The following is a 19096-nucleotide window of genomic DNA, read 5'->3' as shown; positions in this document are numbered from 1 at the left end:
CGGCCCCGTGCATATGCACTCGCAGCGTGTCGCTCCCGCTACGATGGCGCAGGACTTGAAGGAGCGCAGTTGGTCGACCACAACCCGGCGGAATGCGGCATCATGATCGACGCCGCGACCACAGTCGACCGCGACGACGCGGTCTGGATCGAACCGGCCGGCGACGGCTTCGACGTCTGGATCCACATCGCCCGCGCCGCCGACCACGTCCCCGTCGGCGGACCCGTCGACACCGAAGCGCGCCAACGGGTCCACACCCGCTACCGCGCCGACCACACCCGCCACATGCTCCCCGCCCCCGTCGTCGAGGCCGCCACCCTCACCCCCGACCGCCCCTGCGACACCTTCGCCGTCCACCTCCGCATCGACCCCGCCGGACGCGTCGTCGACGCCGAACTCGGCCCCGGCCGCCTCACCCGCTCCTGGATCATGACCCACGCCGAAGCCGCCGCCGCCTCAGGCGACCGAACCCACCCCCTCCACGACACCCTCGCCCTGGCCCTGCGCTTCGCCCAGACCATGCTCGCCGCCCGCCGCAACGCCGGCGCCCTCGCCTTCTACGACCTGCTCTCCGGCTTCGCCACCAACGAAGAAGGCCAGATCGTCCGCATCGACTCCGCGGAACGCAACTCCGGCTACATCATCGTCCAGGAGTTCATGATCGCCGCGAACTCCCAGATCGCCGCCTGGGCCGTCCGCGAAGACCTCCCCGTCCTCTTCCGCAACCACCGCCTCGCCGCCGTCGCCGGCGACCCCGCCGAACTGCGCGACGAACTCGACGCCGTCGCCGCCGCAGGCGACGGCGCCGCCTTCGAGATGCTCCGCTCGCGCATGAAGATGGTCTCCCGCGCCGCCACCTACGGCCCCACCGTCCACGGCCACCACGGCCTCCAACTCCCCGTCTACACCCACGCCACCAGCCCCATCCGCCGCTACCCCGACCTGGTCACCCAGCGCATCCTCCTCGCCGCCGCCCTCGGCCACCCCAGCCCCTACACCTCCGCCGAACTCGCCCAGATCGCCGACCACGTCAACGAGCACCTCGAAGCCGAACGCCGCGCCAAAGCCGAGTACTTCAAACAGCGCGCCCAAGCCGAGACCGCCCGCCAGATCCAGGCCGCCGACTTCGCCGCCCTCCCCTACAAGCAGTTCGCCCGCGTCCTCCAGTTCGCCGTCGAACGCGGCGACGCCCCGCCCGGCCTCGCCGCCGACACCGCCCGCCGCCTCGACGACCGCGAACTCCAACTCCGCGAATTCGCCACCGTCTACCTCTACGGCCCCGCCGACTTCGCGCCCCTGCGCGAACGCATGAACCGCCGCCTCGCCCGCGAACCCCAGCAGGCCCAGTCCGTCGCCAACGTCTACCTCCAGGACCGCCTCGGCGGCCCCGTCAGCAACGAGACCAACGTCCACTGGACCGTCGAACCCGAACCCGGCTACGAAGGCCCCCTCTTCGGCGCCCAAGTCGCCCTCACCTTCGACGACACCCGCATCGAATCGCCCAAACGCTTGCAGCGCAACAAGAAGGACGCCCGCAACCAGGCCGCGCTGGCGCTCGTCGCGATGCTCGCGGGCCTGCCGGACCTCTCCTCCGACATCGAGGTCAAGCCCCGCGCCGACGTCCAGCGCAAGCTCCTGGTCGACGCCGCGGTCAACCCCGCCGAAGCCGTCCAGATCTACGCCGCCCGCGGCATCATCGAAGGCCTGGCCTGGGACTTCAGCGTCGACGGCCCCTCCCACGAGCGGGTCTTCACCTGCCGCGGCGAGGGCTTCCTGCGCGCCGCCAGCGAGCACGTCGCCGTCGAAGGCCAAGGCCCGACCAAGCAGGCCGCCAAGACCGCCGCCTCGGTCGAGCTGCGCGTCCTCATCGAGGCCGGGCTCGCACTCGGGGAGACCGGGAGCCGCTCCCCGGCGTAGGCCCCGCCACCCGCGCGAGCGCACCGCGAAAAGCGTTTCGGCCGCTAGGGCACAATGAGGGCGTGCATATTCTCGACGATTTCGCATGGCGCGGCCTCATCCAGGACTCCACCGGCATCGACTCCCTTCGCGAGTCCATCGACGCCGGGCAGCTCACGTTCTATGTGGGCTTCGATCCCACCGCCGTCAGCCTGCACGTCGGCCACCTGATGCAGGTGCTCACCGCCCGCCGCCTCCAGCAGGCCGGGCTGCGCCCGCTGCTGCTCGTCGGCGGCGCCACCGGCCAGATCGGCGACCCCAAGGAGGCGGGGGAGCGGACCCTCAATCCGCCGGAGGTCGTCGCCGGCTGGGTCGAGAAGATCCGCGCCCAGGTCTCCCCGTTCGTCTCCTACGACGGCGACAACGCCGCGATCCCGGTCAACAACCTCGACTGGACCTCTGAACTGAGCGTCGTCGACTTCCTGCGCGACGTCGGCAAGCACTTCCCGATCTCGAAGATGCTCGCCCGGGAGGTCGTCAAGGCCCGCCTGGACGCCGGGATCTCTTTCACCGAGTTCTCCTACCAGCTCCTCCAGTCCCACGACTACTTCGAGCTCAATCAGCGCCACGGCTGCACCCTCCAGTTCGGAGGGTCGGACCAGTGGGGCAACATCACCGCGGGCGTCGACTACATCCGCCGCCGCACCGGCGCGCACGTCCACGCCTTCGTCACCCCCCTCGTGACCAAGGCCGACGGCACCAAGTTCGGCAAGACCGAGGGCGGCGCGGTCTGGCTCGACCCCGAGCTGACCAGCCCGTACGCGTTCTACCAGTTCTGGCTCAACTCCGGCGACGCCGACGTGGTCCGCTACCTCAAGTACTTCTCGTTCAAGTCGCACGAGGAGATCGAGGAGCTTGCGGCCGCGACCGCCGAGAAGCCCGCCGCGCGCCTGGCGCAGAAGGCCCTCGCCGAGGAGCTGACGACGCTCCTGCACGGCGCGGAGGAGACCGCGAACGTCATCGCCGCCTCCCAGGCCCTGTTCGGCCGCGGTGAGCTCGCCGAGCTGCCCGAGCCGACCCTGCGCGCCGCGCTCGTGGAGGCTGGCCTCGCCGAGATCCACAAGCCCGACGTCACCGTCGCCGAGGCGATGAAGGAGGCCGGCGTCGTCGCCAGCCTCGGCGAGGCGCGCCGCGCCGCCAAAGAGGGCGGGGCGTACCTGAACAACGTCCGCGTCACCGACCCTGCGGCCGTTATCGACCCCTCTGACCTGCTTCACGGCAAATATGGAGTGATCCGGCGCGGCAAGAAGACCGTCGCCGGGGTCGAGGTCATCGGCTGAGGCCTACACTTGATTGGTTTTGTCGCGGTGAATCGAGGGGGAGAAGCAAGTGGCTGAAGACGGCCGCGCCCGCAAGGGTGGAGAAGACCGACGAGGCGGCTACGGCCGTCGCGAGGGCGGCGGCTACGGCGACCGTTCGAACCGGGGCGGTTCCGACCGTCGCGATGATCGAGGCGGGAACCGGGGCGGCTACGGCCGCAGTGAAGGCCGCGACGACCGTCCGCGGCGGTACGAGGACCGGGACGACCGGCCGCGCCGCGACGGCGACGACCGTGGCGGCAACCGCGGGTTCAACCGCGACGACCGCGGCGGCGACCGCGGTGGTTTCAACCGTGACGACCGCGGACCTCGCCGCTACGAGGGCAACCGCGACGACCGGGGCGGCCAGCGTGGCGGGTTCAACCGCGACGATCGCGGTGGCAACCGCGGTGGTTTCAACCGTGACGACCGCGGTCCCCGTCGCTACGAGGGCAACCGGGACGACCGGCCGCGCCGCGACGGCGACGACCGTGGCGGCAACCGCGGGTTCAACCGCGGGTTCAACCGCGACGACCGCGGCGGCGACCGCGGTGGTTTCAACCGTGACGACCGCGGACCCCGTCGCTACGAGGGCAACCGCGACGACCGGGGCGGCCAGCGCAGCTTCGGCAACCGCGACGACCGCGGCCCGCGCCGCGACGGCGACAACCGGGGCGGCGGCTTCAACCGCGACGACCGCGGCGGCCAGCGTGGCGGGTTCAACCGCGATGACCGGGGCGGCAGCCGTGGTGGTTTCAACCGCGACGACCGCGGACCTCGCCGCTACGAAGGCAACCGCGACGACCGCGGCCCGCGCCGCGACGGCGACGACCGCGGTGGCAACCGCGGGTTCAACCGCGACGACCGCGGTCCCCGTCGCTACGAAGGCAACCGCGACGACCGCGGCCCGCGCACGTTCGACCGGGACGACCGTCCCCGCCGCGACTTCCGCGACGACCGCGGCCCGCGCCGCGACGGCGACAACCGCGGCGGCGGCTTCAACCGCGACGACCGGGGCGGCAGCCGCGGTGGTTTCAACCGTGACGACCGCGGCCCCCGCCGTTTCGAAGGCAACCGCGACGACCGTCCGCGCCGCGACGGCGACAACCGCGGCGGCGGCTTCCGTGACGACCGCGGTGGCAGCCGCGGCGGCTACGGCAACCGCGACGACCGCGGCCCCCGCCGCTACGAGGGCAACCGCGACGACCGGGACGACCGCTTCGGCCGCGACGGCAAGGAGCGTCGCGGCAAGGACAACCTGCGCCCCCTTGAGGAGCGCGAGGCCGGCCACGAGGGTCCGATCCGCCTCGGCGAGTCCGACGAGGCCCCGAACCTGCCCGAGGGCATCGAGTACGGCTTCGACCAGCTCGACAAGGAGACCAAGGACGGGCTGCGCAGCCTGAACAAGCAGCTGGCCGAGGCCGTGGGCAACCGCCTCCTCGCCGCCGCCGCGCTCCTGGCCGAGGACGACATCGAGGGCGCCCTGGAGCAGGCCCGCTACGCCCGCCGCAAGGCGTCCCGCGTGGCGATCGTGCGCGAGGTGACCGGTGTGGCCGCGTACGGCGCCGAGGAGTGGCAGCTGGCCGTCAACGAGCTGCGCGCCGCGCAGCGCCTGGGCGGCACCCACGACCACGTCGCGCTCATCGCCGACTGCGAACGCGCCCTTGGGCACCCCGAGCGCGCGATCGACCTGTACCGCGAGTTCGGCTCCGACGAGAGCGTCGACCCCGAGGTCCGCGTCGAGCTGCTCATCGTCGCCTCCGGCGCCCGCCGGGACATGGGCATGGGCGAGGCCGCGACCGCGATGCTCAAGGTCGGGGCGCTCAACTCGCCCAAGGCCGAGCCGTGGGTCGCGCGCCTGCGCTACGCCTACGCCGAGGGCCTGCTGGCCGACGGCCGCGAGGACGAGGCCCGCGAGTGGCTCTCCCAGGCCGTCGCCGCCGACGCCGAGGGCGAGACCGGCGCCGCCGAGCGCCTCCTCCAGTTGGAGGGCATCGACTTCGAGGAGATCGAGGACGAGCTCGACGACGAGTACGAGGACGACGAAGACGACCTCGACGACGACGAGGACGAAGAAGACGACGACCTCGACGTCCGCGACCAGGACGACCGCGACGACCTTGACGACGATGACTACGACGACGACGAGGACGACGAGGAAGACGACGACCTCGAAGACGAAGAGGACGACGAGGACGAAGACGGCGAGGACGAAGCCGAGGGCGACGAGCCCGAGGCCCCGCGCGAGGAGCGGGAGCGGTCCGAGCCGGCGGCCGACCAGGCGAACCCCGACGCTGAGGAGTCCGATGACCCGATTGAAAGGCGCCGCTGAGGCACTCGCGAGCGCCTATGACCTGGCGCTGCTCGACCTCGACGGCGTCGTGTACCTGCTGCACGAGCCCATCCCGGAAGCGGCCGCGACCCTCGCGGCCCTTCCGGGCCTCGACTGCGACCCGGTGTTCGTCACCAACAACGCCTCCCGCAGCCCCGAGACGGTGGCGGAGTCCCTGCGCGGCATGGACATCCCCGCCGAGGCCGACCAGGTCCTCACCTCAGCGCAGGTGGTGGCCTCGGGCATCCTCGACCGGATCGGCAAGGGCGGCAAGGTCCTCGTGACCGGCTCCGACGCACTGCGCACCGCGGTCGTCGAGGCCGGGCTCGTCCCCGTCGAAGACCCGAAGGCCGCCGGCGCGGTGGCCTTCGGGTACACGCCGCAGACCACGTGGCGCTCGCTCGCGGACACCACGATCGCCGTCCGCGGCGGCGCCTACTGGGCCGCGGCGAATCTCGACGCGACACTGCCCACTCCGGACGGTCCGCTGCCGGGCATGGGCGCTCTGGTGGGCGCGGTGCAGACCGCGCTCGGGCACGGCCCGGACTTCGTGGCCGGCAAGCCCGAGCAGCCGATCTACCGGCTCGCCATGGCGCGCAAGCCAGGCGCCCGCGCGATCATGGTCGGCGACCGCCCCGACTCGGACATCGCCGGCGCCAACCGGGCCGGGCTCGACTCGCTGCTGGTGTTCACCGGGGTGGTCTCGCCGCGCCTGGCGCTGCGCCTGCCGCCCGAGGAGCGCCCGACCTACCTCGGCTGGAGCCTCGCGGCACTGACCGAGCCGCACCCGGAACCGGACTGGAACGACGCGGTCGACCGCATCGAGTGCGGCGGCTGGACCGCGGCCCTCGACGGCGGCGTGATCCGCCTCAGCGGCTCCGGCGGCGAGCTGGACGCGTGGCGGGCCCTGTGCGAGTTGAGCTGGGCCGCAGCCGACATGACCGGCTACGACCCGACGCGCGCCCCCGTCCCGGTCGGCGAGGCCGCCGACAAGCTCCTGGCCGACTGACCCGAACCCGTTCCAAGGCAAGCGAAAAGCCCGGACTGCCGTGGTCCGGGCTTTGTCGTCTCTTGAGGCCGGCAGGCCCTGGGGGACTAGTCGACCTTGAGGGCCTTGCGCAGCTTGGCGAGGTCCTTGACGGACGCCTTGACCTTGATCTTGCCGGTCAGGAACGCCTTGGCGGGCTTGAGTTCCTTCTTGGACAGGGCGATCAGGTCGTCCGAGCCGATGATGATGCGGACCTCGGCGTCGGGGGCGTCCCCGTCGAGCAGGTCCGTCAGCTTGCCGCCGGCGAGCTTGGCGCTGAACGCCTGGCCCAGGTCGGTGACTTCGACGGCCAGCGTGCGTTCGAAGTCGTCTTCAAGGTTGAGCTCGTCGGATTTCCTGGCGACCTTGCCCGCCAGCTTCTCCAACACGTTGCGGACTTCGTCAACAGTGGCCATGCGGTCCTCCCGATAGTGCATACGAAGCTCGACCCGCTCGGCTGCATGGTCGGCTGCGCAGAGATTACAACGTGGCCTGAATGCTGTTGCGTCCGACCGGGACGCATTTGACCGTCCGCGGGCCGCAGGGGGCGGGGCGGGCCTCACGGCCCGCGCCCGCGCACCCTACGCCGCAGAGCGGTCGCGTTCCCCCGGAGGGCGATGCGGCCCTACAGAACCTGGCGGAGCTTCATCAGGTCCATCATGGGCGCCTTGATCTTCACCTGGCCGCCGGTGAACGCCTTCATGAAGTCGAGCTCGCCCGCGACGAGCTTGAGGAGGTCGTCGGAGCCGACGATCATGCGGATCTCGGCGTCGGGGTTGTCGCCGTCGGTGATGCCGACGAGCTTGCCCCCCTCGAAGCGGCCGTTGAACGAGACGTCCAGGTCCTTGATGTCGGCGGCGAGGCCGCGCTCGAACCCGGTGAGCTTCTTGACCGTCTTCGGGTTCGAAGCGAGGTTGTCCGCGAACTGCTCCAGGGCGGTCCGGCATTCGTCGATGGTGGCCATGGGGCCCTCCTGTTTCGTCGGCGCGGGCGCGGCAATGCGCCCCCCAGTATGTTACCGACCAGTACGACACGTCGGTCGCGACCGGTCACAGGTAGCTTGGCAGTACCGTTGGAGGCAGACGACCCCGTCCCGGGAACCTGGCAGACCCCGAAAGGAGTGGGACCACATGTCCGGAAGCGCCCGCGCCAACTTCGACACCGTCTTCGGCTTGGCAGGCGAGCCCGCCCGCCGCGCCCGTGAATTCGCCGGCAAGGTCCGCGAGGACCTGCGCTCGGGCTCCGAGAGCGCCCGCTCGGGAGCCGAGCGGCTCCGCGAGCACGGCGGCCGCACCGTCCACGACGTGCGCCGCCTCATCCGCGCCGAGTTCGACAACGGCCTCACCCGCATGGGCGTCGCCACCCAGGCCGACCTCGACGACCTCAACCTGCGCCTGGAGCACTCCGAGGAGCAGATCCGCGAGCTCCGCGTGCGCCTCGCCGAAGCCGAGGCCGCCGCCACCGCGGCGAAGCTCGCGGAGGCGTCCGACGCCGCCGCCAAGCGGGCCGAGCCCGCCCCCGCCGAGGCCCCCGCACCCGAGACCCCCGCCGCCGCCCCGCCGACCAGCGACGACGACGAAGGGCACGCATGACCGACGCACCGAACCCGGGGGCCGTCGCGGCCCGCCTGCAACCGCACGGCGACACCGACGACGTCGAGGCCGAGGTCGAAGCCGCCCTCGGGCGCCTCGAAGCGCTCCCGGACCTGCCCGTCACCGAGCACGTGGCCGTCTTCGAAGGCGTCCAGCAGCGCCTCTCGGAGATCCTCAGCAACGTCGACGACGCCTGACCACGAATCCTTAGAAAGCCTGCGACCGCGCCATGCCGACGCGCTACCGACTCGACGCCGAACTCGTGCGCCGCAAGATCGCCCGCTCCCGCGAGCACGCCCGCGAACTCATCGCCGCCGGGCGCATCCACCTGCGGGGCATCCCCGCCACCAAGGCCGCCACCAGCGTCACCGGTGACGACTCGATCCGCCTGGTCGGCGACACCGACGACTACGTCTCCCGCGGCGCCCACAAGCTCATCGGGGCCCTCGACGCGTTCGGCGTCGATCCCGCGGGCCTGCGCGTCCTCGACGCGGGCGCCTCCACCGGCGGCTTCACCGACGTCCTGCTGCGCCGCGGCGCCGCCGAGGTCCTCGCCGTCGACGTCGGCTACGGCCAGCTCGCCTGGAAGCTCCAGACCGACGAGCGCGTGGTCGTCCACGACCGCACCAACGTCCGCCACCTCACCCCCGAGCAGCTCGGCGGCCCGGTGGACCTGACGGTTGGGGACCTGTCGTTCATCTCCCTCGAACTCGTCCTGCCCGCCCTCGCCGCCTGCACCAAGCCCACCGGGCTCATGCTCCCGATGGTCAAGCCCCAGTTCGAGGTCGGCAAGGGCCAGGTCGGCGCCGGGGGCGTCGTCGCCGACCCCGCGCAGCGCGCCGGGGCCGTCTGGAACGTCGTCGAGGCCGCCGCCCGCCTCGGCTGGACCACTACCGCCGTCGCCGCCAGCCCCCTCCCCGGCCCCAAAGGGAACGTGGAGTTCTTCTGCCGCATGCAGACCGGCGGCGAACCCGTCGCCCGCGAGACGGTCGACGCCGTGGTCGCCGCCGGTCCCCAGTCCGCTTAGGACAGATCGGCGGCGATGATCGCCTCCAGGTTGCGCTCGGCCAGGGCCGTGATCGTCACCAGCGGGTTCACGCCGATCGAGCCGGGGATGAGCGCCGAGTCGGTGACGTAGAGGCGGTCGTAGCCGTTGAGGCGCCCGAACTCGTCGGTCACCTCGCCCAGGACCGCCCCGCCGAGCGGGTGGTAGCAGAAGTCGTCGGCGAAGGCCCGGTTGCCGCCGAACAGGTCGCGCCGGTACGTGGTGCCGTGGACGCGGTTGATGGCGTCGAACAGGGACTTCGCCTTCGCGGTGCCCGTGGCCGACTGCGCCGCGGTCCAGTGCAGCAGGGCCCGGTCGGCCGCGGCGTCGTAGGTGAAGTGCCCGCGCTCGGGGTTGTCGGTGATCGCCAGGTACAGGCTCACGAACGTCTCCAGCCCGGCGGGCATCGGGGCGATCTCGGCGAAGACGCGCTTGTCGTCCCAGGCGTCGATGCCCGTGACCGGGATCGTGGACTGCTTGCAGCCGGTGGGCTCCCACGCGTGGTTGGCGCGGGCGGTCATGACGTTGCCGTTGGGTCCCCAGCCCTGGCCGATCGCGTCGTCGAGGTCGGGCAGGTCGCCGGTGTCGCGGGCGCGCAGCAGCAGCTCGGTCGTCCCCAGGCTCCCCGCGCCCAGGAACAGGCGCTCGGCGGTGATCCGCTTGGTCTCGATGAGCTCGTTGGCGTCGTCGCGGTGATCGACGGTGACCAGGTAGTTCCCGTCCGCGTCCTGCTCGATGCGGCGCACCTCGTGGCGGGCCGCGATCGTGACCAGGCCGGTCCCCAGCGCCTTCGCCAGGTACGTCTTGGGCAGGCTCATCTTGCCGTGGTTGTTGCCGTAGATGACCTCCGAGGCCAGGGCCGAGGCCGGCTCGTCCCCGGCCTCCTCGCGCCTCATGTACTCGAAGTCGTAGACCCCGGGCACGAACACCGTCTTGAACCCGGCCTGCTCGGCCTGGGCCGCCGCCTCGCGGCTGAACCGGTAGTACTCCGACTCGGCGTAGTACGCCGGGTCGATCGAGGTGGCGTGCAGCTCGGTCTGGGCCAGCGGGAAGTACCGGTCGTACATCGCGTCGGCGTCGACGCCGGGGAGGACCTCGGCGAAGTAGTCGCGGCGGGGGACGACGGCCATGCCGCCGTTGACCAGCGAGCCGCCGCCGACGCCGCGGCCGACGTAGACGGCCATGTCGCCGTGGTCGACGCGGTCGAGCACGCCCGGGTAGGGCTCGATGGCGCGGTTGACCACGTCGAGCCACAGGAAGCTCGCCAGGGGCGCCTCGGTGCGTTCGCGGAACCACATGCTCCGCTTGTCGGGGGCGGTGATCGAGCAGAAGACCTTGCCGTCCTCGCCCGGCTCGCTCCACAGCCGGCCCATCTCCAGCATGGTGACGGGGATGCCGGCCTCGGCCAGGCGCAGGGCCGAGACGGCCGCGCCGTAGCCGGTGCCGATCACCAGGGCCGGGACCGTCGCGCCGTTCGCGGCGGCGGCCTTGGGCCCGACGGTGGCGAGCCCGGCCGCGGCGGCCGCGGTGAGGGCCGAGTATCCGAGAAGTTGGCGTCGTGTCGCCATGGGCGCTCCAATGCGGTTGGTTGGCATTGGGGACACATTGTGCCCCAAGGAAACCGCATTCTCCAGAGCGGTGAGCGGCCTGTCTCCCAAGCGAAGGCGAACTTCAGCCGTTCGGGCCGGAACCGCGATCGGAAAGCGTTCTCTTCGGTATGCTCACCGATACCGCCCGTGTTCGCGTGCGGTGTACAGTTCGAGGCCCTGTAGCCGTCTGTGAAGGAGCGCGAGTGGGGTCGCAGGAAAAGCCCGGCCGCGTCTTGGTCGTGACGCACCCGCTCCGCGAGGACGTCGCCGAACTCGCCGAGAAGCTCGCCGCCGCACTCCGCTCCGCCGGCGTCGCCGTCCGCATCCTCACCGGGGAGATGCGCACCCTCCGCCGCCCCGACGCCCTCATCATCGACGAAGCGTGCGGCCCCGGCGAGGAGACCTCCGCCACCGCCGACCTCGTCCTCGCCCTCGGCGGCGACGGCACCGTCCTGCGCTCGGCCCGCCTCGCCGCCGAAGCCGACATCCCGCTCCTGGGAGTCAACTTCGGCAAGGTCGGCTTCCTCGCCGAAGCCGAGACCGGCGAACTCGAAACGGTCGTCTCCCGCCTGCTCGAAGGCGACTACTCGGTCGAGGAGCGCACCGCGCTCTCGGTCGAGGCGATCGGCACCGACGGCGAGCTGCACCGGTCATGGGCGTTCAACGACATCGCCGTGGAGAAGGCCGAACCGGCCCGGATGCTCGAACTGTTCATCGAGATCGACGGCACCCGCATCTCCCGCTACGGCTGCGACGGCGTCGCCGTCGCCTCCCCGACCGGCTCGACCGCGCACGCGATGTCGGCCGGCGGCCCGGTGGTCTGGCCCGATGTGGACGCCCTGGTCGTCGTCCCCATGAACGCCCACGCGCTGTTCGCCAAGCCCATGGTCGTCCACTCCTCCTCGCTGATCCGCATCGGCGTGGAGTCGGTCGGCACCGAGGGCGCGCTCATCGCCGACGGCAAGGAGCTCACCCGCCTGACGGCCGGCTCCACCGTGACCATCCGCCGCTCCGAGCGCCCGGTGCGCCTGGTGCGCATGTCCGGTCAGCCCTTCGCCTCCCGCCTGGTGTCGAAACTGTCTCTGCCCGTTGACGGTTGGCGCCACGGGCGAATCTAGCTCGCACCTTCTCCTACTGAACGGCCGATTGTCGGTCGGGCAGGCTAGGCTCTGAAGCGTGTTGGAGGAGCTTCGCATCCAGAACCTGGGCGTGATCGCTGACGCCACCCTGCCGCTCGATCCCGGCCTGACCTGCATCACCGGTGAGACCGGCGCCGGCAAGACCATGGTCGTGGCCGGTCTGGGTCTGCTGTTCGGCGGTCGTGCCTCCCGTGCCCCCCTCGGTGCCGATCGGGCCCTTGTGGAGGGCCGCTTCGCCGTGGCCGAGGCCGCGCTCGAACTTCGCGAGCGCGCCATCGAGGCCGGAGCCGACCTGGAGGACGGCGAACTGCTCCTGGCCCGCTCCGTGTCCTCCGAGGGCCGGTCCAAGGCCTGGGTCGGCGGCCGCTCGGCGCCCGTCGGCGTCCTGGCCGAACTCGGCGAACTCGCCATCTCGGTCCACGGCCAGTCCGACCAGATGCGCCTGCTCCAGCCCGCCGAGCAGCGCGCCGCCCTCGACCGCTTCGCCGGCGCCGACCACGGCAAGGTCCTCGACGCCTACCGCGCCGTCTTCCACGAACTCGGCGCCTGCGCCGCCGAGCTGTCCCGCCTGCGCACCAGCGCCCGCGAGATGGCCCGCGAAGCCGACCTGCTGCGCCTGGGCCTCGACGAGATCACCGCCGTCGACCCCCAGGACGGCGAGGAGTCCGAACTCGCCGAGGAGGCCCTGCGCCTGGAGAACGCCGAGGCCCTGCGCCTGGCCGCCGCCACCGCGCACGGCGCGATCAGCGGCGACCCGGCCACCGGCGAGGGCGGGGCCACCGACACCGTCGGCGCCGCCGCGCGCGCCCTGGAGCACGACGCCCACTCCGACCCCAAGCTCGCCGAGTTCGCCGAGCGCCTCGCCGAAGCCGGCGCCCTCCTCGCCGAAGCGGCCGTGGACCTCTCGTCCTACCTCGACGACCTCACGGCCGACCCGCGCCGCCTCGAAGAGATCTACCAGCGCCAGGCCGCCCTCAAGACCCTGTACCGCAAGTACGCCGAGGACCTCCCCGGCGTCCTGGCCTGGGCCGAGAACGCGAGCAAGCGCCTCGGGGAGCTCGACGTCTCCGACGAGCGCGTCGCCGAACTCGAATCCCAGCACGCCGAGCTCACCGCCCGCGCCGCCGACCTCGCCACCCAGCTGCGCGCCTCGCGCCGCGCCGCGGCCGCCCGCTTCTCCGAGTCGGTCTCGACCGAGCTCAAGGGCCTGGCCATGCCGCACGCCGAGGTCGTGGCCGCCGTCGAACCGCGCCCGGCCGGACGCGGCAGCGTCGACCTCGCCGTCGAGACCGCGGTCTCGGGCGCCACCGAGGACGGCGCCGACGAGGTCGAACTGCTCCTGCGCCCCCACCCCGGCTCGCTCCCCGCGGCCCTGCACAAGGGCGCCTCCGGCGGCGAGCTCTCCCGCGTGATGCTCGCGATCGAGGTCGTCTTCGCCGAGATCGGCGGCCCGCCGGTCCTGGTCTTCGACGAGGTCGACGCCGGCGTCGGCGGCGGCGCGGCCATCGAGATCGGCCGCTGCCTGGCCAAGCTCGCCCGCCGCCACCAGGTCCTGGTCGTCACCCACCTGCCGCAGGTCGCCGCGTTCGCCGACCGCCACCTGGTCGTCTCCAAGGACACCTCGGGCGCGGTCACCGTCTCAGGTGTCCGCGTGGTGGACGATGCGGCCCGGGCGCGTGAGCTTGCTCGCATGCTCGCGGGCATGCCCGACTCCCACCTGGGCGTCGCCCACGCCGAAGAGCTCCTGGCCGAAGCTGCGAAGATGAAGTCCTGAGGCCGAGCGGCCCAGACCGAACCGCGTCCCCGCCCCGCGCGTCCATGCGGCGCGCCGTCGTCCGGGGCGCGGCAACTGGATGGCATGATGATGCACGATGCGTGTACCTAGCTTGCGTTTGCCCGGGCGGAACCAGGGGGGCGACCCCGCCGACGGACGGTTGGTCGGCACCGCCCGCCTCGACCGCCGTACCAAGCGGCTGTGCGGCCGGCTCGAACCCGGCGACGTCGCCATAATCGACCACGTCGACCTCGACCGGGTCGCCGCCGACACCCTCGTGGGCACCGGCGTGGCGGTGGTCGTCAACGCCTCCCGGTCGATCTCCGGGCGCTACCCCAACCTCGGCCCTGAAGTGCTCGTCAAGGCCGGGATCGTCCTCATCGACGACGTCGGCGACGCGATCTTCGACAGGGTCCGCGAGGGCAAGTCCGTCGCCGTCGAGGACGGAAAGATATATCTCGGCAACGAGGTAATCGCCGAGGGTGTCGTCCTGACGCCCGACTCCGTCGCCGAGGCCATGGAGGCCGCCAAAGAGGGCCTGTCCATCCAGTTGGAGGCCTTCGCCGCCAACACCATGGAGTACCTCAAGCGCGAGCGGGACCTCCTGCTCGACGGCGTGGGCGTCCCCGAGGTGAAGACCTCCTTCAACGGCCGCCACGCCCTCATCGTCATCCGCGGCTACAACTACAAAGAGGACATCGATGTCCTGCGGCCCTACATCCGCGAGTTCAAGCCCGTGATCGTGGGCGTCGACGGCGGCGCCGACGCGCTCCTGGAAGCCGGCTACACCCCCGACATGATCGTCGGCGACATGGACTCGGTCTCCGACGACGCCCTGCGCTGCGGCGCCGAGATCGTCGTCCACGCCTACGCCGACGGGCGCGCCCCCGGCATGGAGCGCATGAACAAGCTCGGCGTCCCCGCGATCCCGTTCCCGGCCGCCGCCACCTCCGAGGACATCGCGATGCTCATGGCCGACGAGAAGGGCGCCGAGCTCATCTGCGCCGTCGGCACCCACGTCACCATGGTCGAGTTCCTCGACAAGGGGCGCGGCGGCATGGCCTCGACGTTCCTGACGCGACTTCGCGTGGGCGGCAAGCTCGTCGACGCCAAGGGCGTCTCGCGCCTGTACCGCCAGGACATGTCGATCTCCGCCCTCCTGCTGCTCATCGTCTCCGGCCTCGCCGCCATGGCCACCGCCGTCGCCATCTCCACCGTCGGCCGCTCCTTCGTGGACGTCGTCGCCGACTGGTGGGACGGGCTGCTCTTCCAGATCCAAAGGCTGTTCTCGTGATCAACTTCCGCTACCACCTGGTGAGCCTCACCGCGGTCTTCCTCGCCCTCACCGTGGGCCTCATCCTCGGCACGGCCGCGCTCAACGGCCCCGCCATGGAGGCGCTGGAGTCCACCAGCCAGGGCCTGCGCGACTCCAACGAGCAGCTGCGCGCCGAGGTCACGCGCCTCGAAGACCAGCTCGGCGACGAGCAGGAGTTCGCCGCCGAGGTCGCCCCCGCGTACCTCCAGAACCGCCTGACCGGCAAGAACATCCTCGTCGTGGTCCTGCCCGGGGCCACCACCGACGCCGTCGACGGCGCCGTCGAGATGCTCGGCTACGCCGGGGCCACCGTCTCGGGCCGCGTCTCGGTCCTCGACGACTTCTTCGACCCGGCCAACGCCGACCAGCTCGTCGACCTCGTCGACACCGCCACTCCCGCGACCGTCACCACCCCGGTCACCTACGACGGGGTCCAGGCCATGAGCTACGTCCTGGCCGCCGTCACCACCGGCAAGGTCGCCGGGACCGCCGTGGCCATCACGCCCGGGGACATCACCACCGTCACCACCGCGCTCAGCGACCTGTCGATGCTCACCGTCGAGACCGCCCCCACCGGCCTGGCCGACGGCGTCCTCGTCCTCGCCGGGTCCGGCGCCACCGACTCCGACGCCGAGGCGCGCAACACCGGCATGGTCACCACCACCAACGAGTTCGCGGCCGACGCCCCGACCGTGTACGGCGCCATGACCTCCACCGGCGACGGCAACCCCATCGCCACCATCCGCTCCGACGACGCCGGGACCGTCGCCACCGTCGACAACGCCCAGTTCACCCAGGGGCAGATCGCCGCGGTCGCCGCGCTCGGCGACTTCGTCAACTCCGGCACCGTGGACCACCTCGGCATCGGGGAGGGCGCTTCCGGCCTGCTTCCCGACGCCGCCTAGTATCGCGCCCATGAGCCAGTTGACGCGCACCGTCGGTAGGGCGTTCCTCGGAGGGGTCGCGGCGGGCGGCACCATCGCCGCCATCGGCATCATCCGACGCTCCAAGTGGGCCGCCGACCTGGAACGGATCAACCACAAGGGCGACACCGTGAGCCTGGCCGAAGGCCCCGGCATCACCGCCGGCGCCACCGTCGGAGCCGTCCTCGGGGCGAACTCCCCGGCCTACGCCGCCGCCGCGGCCGCCGCGGGGCTCACCGCCGGCGCCGTCGGGCTCTACGACGACATCGCCGACGCCAAGGGCGAGAAGGCCAAAGGCTTCAAAGGCCACGTCGGCGCCCTCCTCAAAGGACGCGTCTCCGCCGGCCTGGTCAAGATCCTCGGCATCTCCGGGGCCGGCCTCGCCTCCGCGGCCCTCATCGACCTCCAGAACGGCGAGCTGACCGACCGGCGCCGCCACTGGATCCGCCGCGTGTGGAACGTCGGCGTCGGCGGCGGCGTCATCGCCGGCGCCGCGAACGTCGTCAACCTCTTCGACCTGCGCCCCGGCCGCGCCCTCAAGGTCGTCACCCTCCTCTCCGCGCCGCTCTCGCGCCCGACCGGACCGAAGTCCCGCCGCGCCACCGCCGCGGGCGGGGCCAACACCGCGCTCGCCGTCTCGGCGGCCGCCGGTGCGGCCATGGCCGAAGACCTCGACGGCAAGACCATGCTCGGCGACGGCGGCGCCAACGCCCTCGGCGCCCTTCTCGGCCTCGCCTACATCGCCCGCACCGGCATGATCGGGCGCCACGTCGCCCTCGCGGGCGTCGCGGCACTCATCGCCGCCTCCGAGAAGGTCAGCTTCACCAAGGTCATCGCCGAGACGCCCGTACTGCGACAGCTGGACGAGCTGGGTCGGACGAAGTCTTGACCGAGACCCGACGCGAAGTCGGTCGTGCCGCCTCGGTCATCGGTGCGATCACCGTCGCCTCCCGCCTGGCCGGATTCGGCCGCACGATGGTCTTCACCTGGGCAGTCGGCTACTTCACGCTCGCAACCGCCTACCAGACCGCCAACAACATCCCCAACATCATCTTCGAACTGGTCGCCGGAGGCGCGCTCTCGGCCCTGGTGATCCCGCTGCTGGCCGCTCCGCTCGCCCGGCACGACCCCGCGCAGGTCAGCCGGATCGCCTCGGCGCTGCTGACCTGGGCCCTGACGATCCTGGTCCCGGTGGGTCTGGCCGTGGCCGTCTTTGCCGGACCGCTCATCGGCCTCATCGCCGGTGACCGGGTCACCCCGGCCACGATCGACGTCGCCACCGAACTGCTGGTCCTGTTCGCCCCGCAGCTGCCGCTCTACGGTGTCGCGGTCGTGCTCACCGGCGTCCTCCAGTCCCACCGCCGCTTCGCCTGGCCCGCACTCGCACCGCTGCTCTCCAGCGTCGTCATGGCCGCGGTCTACGTCGCCTACGGCCTCAGCTCGGGGCGCGCCAACAAGGCCGAAGGGCTCGGCCAAGGCGAGATCCTCCTCCTCGGCCTCGGCACCACCGCCGGCGTCCTCGCCCTCGCCGGCTGCCTGATCTTCCCCCTGCGCGGCCTGCGCCTGAAGATCCGTCTGACCTGGCGCATGGAGACCCATGTCGCTTCCGGCCTGAAGTCCCTGGCCATCGCCGGGGCCATCACCGTCGGCGCCCAGCAGCTGTGCCAGGCCCTGCTCATGCGCCTGGCCAACAACGCCGGCGACGGCCCCGTGGCCATCTTCACCGTCTCCCAGACGTTCTTCCTACTGCCGTGGGCCGTGCTCGCCGTCCCCCTCGCGACCGCCGCCTACCCCGTTCTCGCCGAAGCGTTCTCCCTCGGCGAGCACGACCGCTACCAGTGGCGCCTGGCCCAGACCGGCCGCGCGGTTCTGCTGCTGTCGGGCCTGGGCGTCGCCGCCCTCGCCGGACTGGCCGAGCCCATCTCGACCGTCCTCGCCTCGGTCGCCGCCGGCGGCAACGACAACGCCGACATCCACCTCCAGGAGACCCTCACCGGCCTCGCCTTCGGTCTCTTCGGCTACTCGATGTTCGCGATCTACTCCCGCGGCCTGTACGCCATCGGCCGCAACAAGTACGCCGCCGGAGCCACCTCGGTCGGATGGGCGGCCGCCGCCGCTGCCGCGATCCTGCTCTCCCAGGCCATGCCCCTCGAAGACCGGACGCTCGCGCTCGCGATCGCCTGGTCGATCGGCATGACCGTCATCGGCCTCGCCCTCACCGCCGCGATCGCCCGCCACACCGGCGCCGCCAGCCTCCGCGGCATCCCCAGGGCCGCCCTCGCCGCAGTCATCGCCTCGGTCGTCGCCGTTCTCGCCGCCCGTGAGCTCATCGTCCTGTGGGGCCACGCCGACACGATTTACGCCGCACTCATCCAAGGCGTCGTCGTCGGCGCCGCCACCGGCGTCGTCTACCTCGGTGTCGGCGCCCTCATCGGCGGTTCAGGTGTCGTGCGCCCGGTCCTGCGACGCGCTGGCAGAATACGGTCGTCAGAAGCACAGCAACCCGACGAAGACGGAGCAGACCAGTGAGCCACCGCCGTATCGCCTTGGTGCTCGGCCCCTCGACCGGCGGCATCGGGACCCACGTCGCCTCGGTCGCCGAGGGCCTGGTCGCACGCGGCGACGCCGTCCTGGTCGTCGGCCCGCCCGAGACCGAGGAGCGCTTCGGCTTCCGCGCCCGCGGCGCCCGCTTCGCCCCCGCGCCCATCACCGCCAAGCCCTCGCCCGAACTGCCGCTCGCCTGGTGGGCCGCCCGCAACGCCCTGCGCGGCATCACCGGCCGCGGCGTCGACGTCGTCCACGCCCACGGCCTCACCGCCGGCTTGACCGCCCTCGCCGCCCGCCCGCAGGGGGCCGCGCTCGTCACCACCTGGCACAACCAGCTCATCACCTCTGGTGTCAAGCGCCGCGTCTCCGACGAGATCGAGAAGCGCCTGGCCCGCGGCGTCGACGTCGCCCTCGCCGCCTCCTCCGACCTCCACGAGCACCTGGTCGCCTTGGGCGCCAAGGACGCCCGCCTCGCCCCCGTCGCCGCCCCGCCGCGCCGCGCCACCGGCGAGCCGCGCGCCGTCCGCGACGAGCTCGGCATCGGCGACCGGCCCCTGCT

17 protein-coding genes are annotated in these 19096 nt (G+C 72.1%); 14 read left to right on the top strand and 3 right to left on the bottom strand.

The window, feature by feature from the left end; genetic code table 11:
* The first annotated feature begins 69 nt into the window (after positions 1 to 69).
* The 4 genes from DI269_RS26275 to DI269_RS26265 all read left to right on the top strand — a co-directional run bounded on the left by DI269_RS26275 (position 70) and on the right by DI269_RS26265 (position 6595).
* Positions 70 to 1917: an RNB domain-containing ribonuclease gene (locus DI269_RS26275; RefSeq protein ID WP_112141568.1), complete on the top strand. Its 1848-nt coding sequence runs from the start codon at positions 70 to 72 to the stop codon at positions 1915 to 1917.
* 62 nt (positions 1918 to 1979) lie between these two features.
* On the top strand, positions 1980 to 3236 hold the full coding sequence (gene tyrS, locus DI269_RS26270) for a tyrosine--tRNA ligase (protein WP_112141566.1): 1257 nt from the start codon (positions 1980 to 1982) through the stop codon (positions 3234 to 3236).
* 49 nt (positions 3237 to 3285) lie between these two features.
* Positions 3286 to 5586 carry a tetratricopeptide repeat protein gene (locus DI269_RS27370; RefSeq protein WP_157975228.1) on the top strand — a complete coding sequence of 767 codons (2301 nt, stop codon included), beginning with the start codon at positions 3286 to 3288 and terminating at the stop codon, positions 5584 to 5586.
* On the top strand, positions 5561 to 6595 hold the full coding sequence (locus DI269_RS26265) for an HAD-IIA family hydrolase (RefSeq protein WP_157975227.1): 1035 nt from the start codon (positions 5561 to 5563) through the stop codon (positions 6593 to 6595). Before DI269_RS27370 ends, DI269_RS26265 begins: the two co-directional genes overlap by 26 nt.
* Before the next feature lie 86 nt (positions 6596 to 6681).
* On the opposite strand, the gene DI269_RS26260 is transcribed toward DI269_RS26265, so the two are convergent.
* Positions 6682 to 7029, bottom strand: a complete 348-nt coding sequence (locus DI269_RS26260) for an SCP2 sterol-binding domain-containing protein (RefSeq protein WP_112141656.1) — start codon at positions 7027 to 7029, stop codon at positions 6682 to 6684.
* A gap of 209 nt (positions 7030 to 7238) precedes the next feature.
* The gene (locus tag DI269_RS26255) at positions 7239 to 7577 is read right to left on the bottom strand and encodes an SCP2 sterol-binding domain-containing protein (RefSeq protein WP_112141562.1); all 339 of its coding nucleotides are present in this window, start codon (positions 7575 to 7577) and stop codon (positions 7239 to 7241) included.
* Positions 7578 to 7743: 166 nt separating this feature from the next.
* Here DI269_RS26255 and DI269_RS26250 point away from each other — a divergent pair, with 166 nt between their 5' ends.
* From DI269_RS26250 to DI269_RS26240, 3 genes are read left to right on the top strand one after another with little or no spacing between them, the layout of a single operon-like run.
* The gene (locus DI269_RS26250; RefSeq protein ID WP_112141560.1) at positions 7744 to 8205 is read left to right on the top strand and encodes a hypothetical protein; all 462 of its coding nucleotides are present in this window, start codon (positions 7744 to 7746) and stop codon (positions 8203 to 8205) included.
* Positions 8202 to 8402, top strand: a complete 201-nt coding sequence (locus tag DI269_RS26245) for a hypothetical protein (RefSeq protein ID WP_112141558.1) — start codon at positions 8202 to 8204, stop codon at positions 8400 to 8402. Before DI269_RS26250 ends, DI269_RS26245 begins: the two co-directional genes overlap by 4 nt.
* Before the next feature lie 32 nt (positions 8403 to 8434).
* A complete protein-coding gene (locus DI269_RS26240) occupies positions 8435 to 9232 on the top strand; it encodes a TlyA family RNA methyltransferase (RefSeq protein WP_112141556.1) in 798 nt (265 codons plus the stop codon).
* On the opposite strand, the gene DI269_RS26235 is transcribed toward DI269_RS26240, so the two are convergent.
* Positions 9229 to 10818 (bottom strand): GMC oxidoreductase, encoded by a 1590-nt coding sequence (locus tag DI269_RS26235; protein WP_112141554.1) that lies wholly within the window; start codon positions 10816 to 10818, stop codon positions 9229 to 9231. The genes DI269_RS26240 and DI269_RS26235 overlap by 4 nt on opposite strands.
* Positions 10819 to 11042: 224 nt before the next feature.
* On the opposite strand from DI269_RS26235, the gene DI269_RS26230 reads away from it, so the two are divergent.
* The 7 genes from DI269_RS26230 to DI269_RS26200 form a co-directional block, all read left to right on the top strand.
* A complete protein-coding gene (locus tag DI269_RS26230) occupies positions 11043 to 11957 on the top strand; it encodes an NAD kinase (RefSeq protein WP_232822911.1) in 915 nt (304 codons plus the stop codon).
* A 58-nt stretch (positions 11958 to 12015) separates the two neighbouring features.
* Positions 12016 to 13752, top strand: coding sequence for a DNA repair protein RecN (recN, locus tag DI269_RS26225; RefSeq protein ID WP_112141551.1), 1737 nt, complete (start codon positions 12016 to 12018; stop codon positions 13750 to 13752).
* 97 nt (positions 13753 to 13849) lie between these two features.
* Complete coding sequence (gene steA, locus DI269_RS26220; RefSeq protein WP_112141549.1) at positions 13850 to 15046, top strand: putative cytokinetic ring protein SteA; 1197 nt, start codon at positions 13850 to 13852, stop codon at positions 15044 to 15046.
* Complete coding sequence (locus DI269_RS26215) at positions 15043 to 15972, top strand: copper transporter (protein WP_157975226.1); 930 nt, start codon at positions 15043 to 15045, stop codon at positions 15970 to 15972. Before steA ends, DI269_RS26215 begins: the two co-directional genes overlap by 4 nt.
* Positions 15973 to 15982: 10 nt before the next feature.
* On the top strand, positions 15983 to 16879 hold the full coding sequence (locus DI269_RS26210; RefSeq protein WP_112141545.1) for a hypothetical protein: 897 nt from the start codon (positions 15983 to 15985) through the stop codon (positions 16877 to 16879).
* A complete protein-coding gene (murJ, locus tag DI269_RS26205; RefSeq protein ID WP_112141543.1) occupies positions 16876 to 18519 on the top strand; it encodes a murein biosynthesis integral membrane protein MurJ in 1644 nt (547 codons plus the stop codon). The genes DI269_RS26210 and murJ overlap by 4 nt, the downstream gene beginning before the upstream one ends.
* Positions 18516 to 19096, top strand: a 581-nt coding sequence (locus tag DI269_RS26200) for a glycosyltransferase (RefSeq protein WP_198667769.1), incomplete at its 3' end; no start/stop codon positions are given. The genes murJ and DI269_RS26200, both read left to right, overlap by 4 nt.

Origin of the sequence: Glycomyces dulcitolivorans (genome assembly GCF_003265355.1) — a bacterium.
Classification (GTDB): domain Bacteria; phylum Actinomycetota; class Actinomycetes; order Mycobacteriales; family Micromonosporaceae; genus Glycomyces; species Glycomyces dulcitolivorans.
The sequence above is the reverse complement of the archived record's forward strand: the minus strand, read 5'-3'. Positions and strand labels throughout refer to the sequence as shown.

Coding starts and splice junctions, on each gene's coding strand:
- DI269_RS26265 (WP_157975227.1), top strand. CDS start 5,561: ATGACCCGATTGAAAGGCGCCGCTGAGGCACTCGCGAGCGCCTATGAC.
- DI269_RS26260 (WP_112141656.1), bottom strand. CDS start 7,029: ATGGCCACTGTTGACGAAGTCCGCAACGTGTTGGAGAAGCTGGCGGGC.
- DI269_RS26255 (WP_112141562.1), bottom strand. CDS start 7,577: ATGGCCACCATCGACGAATGCCGGACCGCCCTGGAGCAGTTCGCGGAC.
- DI269_RS26250 (WP_112141560.1), top strand. CDS start 7,744: ATGTCCGGAAGCGCCCGCGCCAACTTCGACACCGTCTTCGGCTTGGCA.
- DI269_RS26245 (WP_112141558.1), top strand. CDS start 8,202: ATGACCGACGCACCGAACCCGGGGGCCGTCGCGGCCCGCCTGCAACCG.
- DI269_RS26240 (WP_112141556.1), top strand. CDS start 8,435: ATGCCGACGCGCTACCGACTCGACGCCGAACTCGTGCGCCGCAAGATC.
- DI269_RS26235 (WP_112141554.1), bottom strand. CDS start 10,818: ATGGCGACACGACGCCAACTTCTCGGATACTCGGCCCTCACCGCGGCC.
- steA (WP_112141549.1), top strand. CDS start 13,850: ATGCGTGTACCTAGCTTGCGTTTGCCCGGGCGGAACCAGGGGGGCGAC.
- DI269_RS26210 (WP_112141545.1), top strand. CDS start 15,983: ATGAGCCAGTTGACGCGCACCGTCGGTAGGGCGTTCCTCGGAGGGGTC.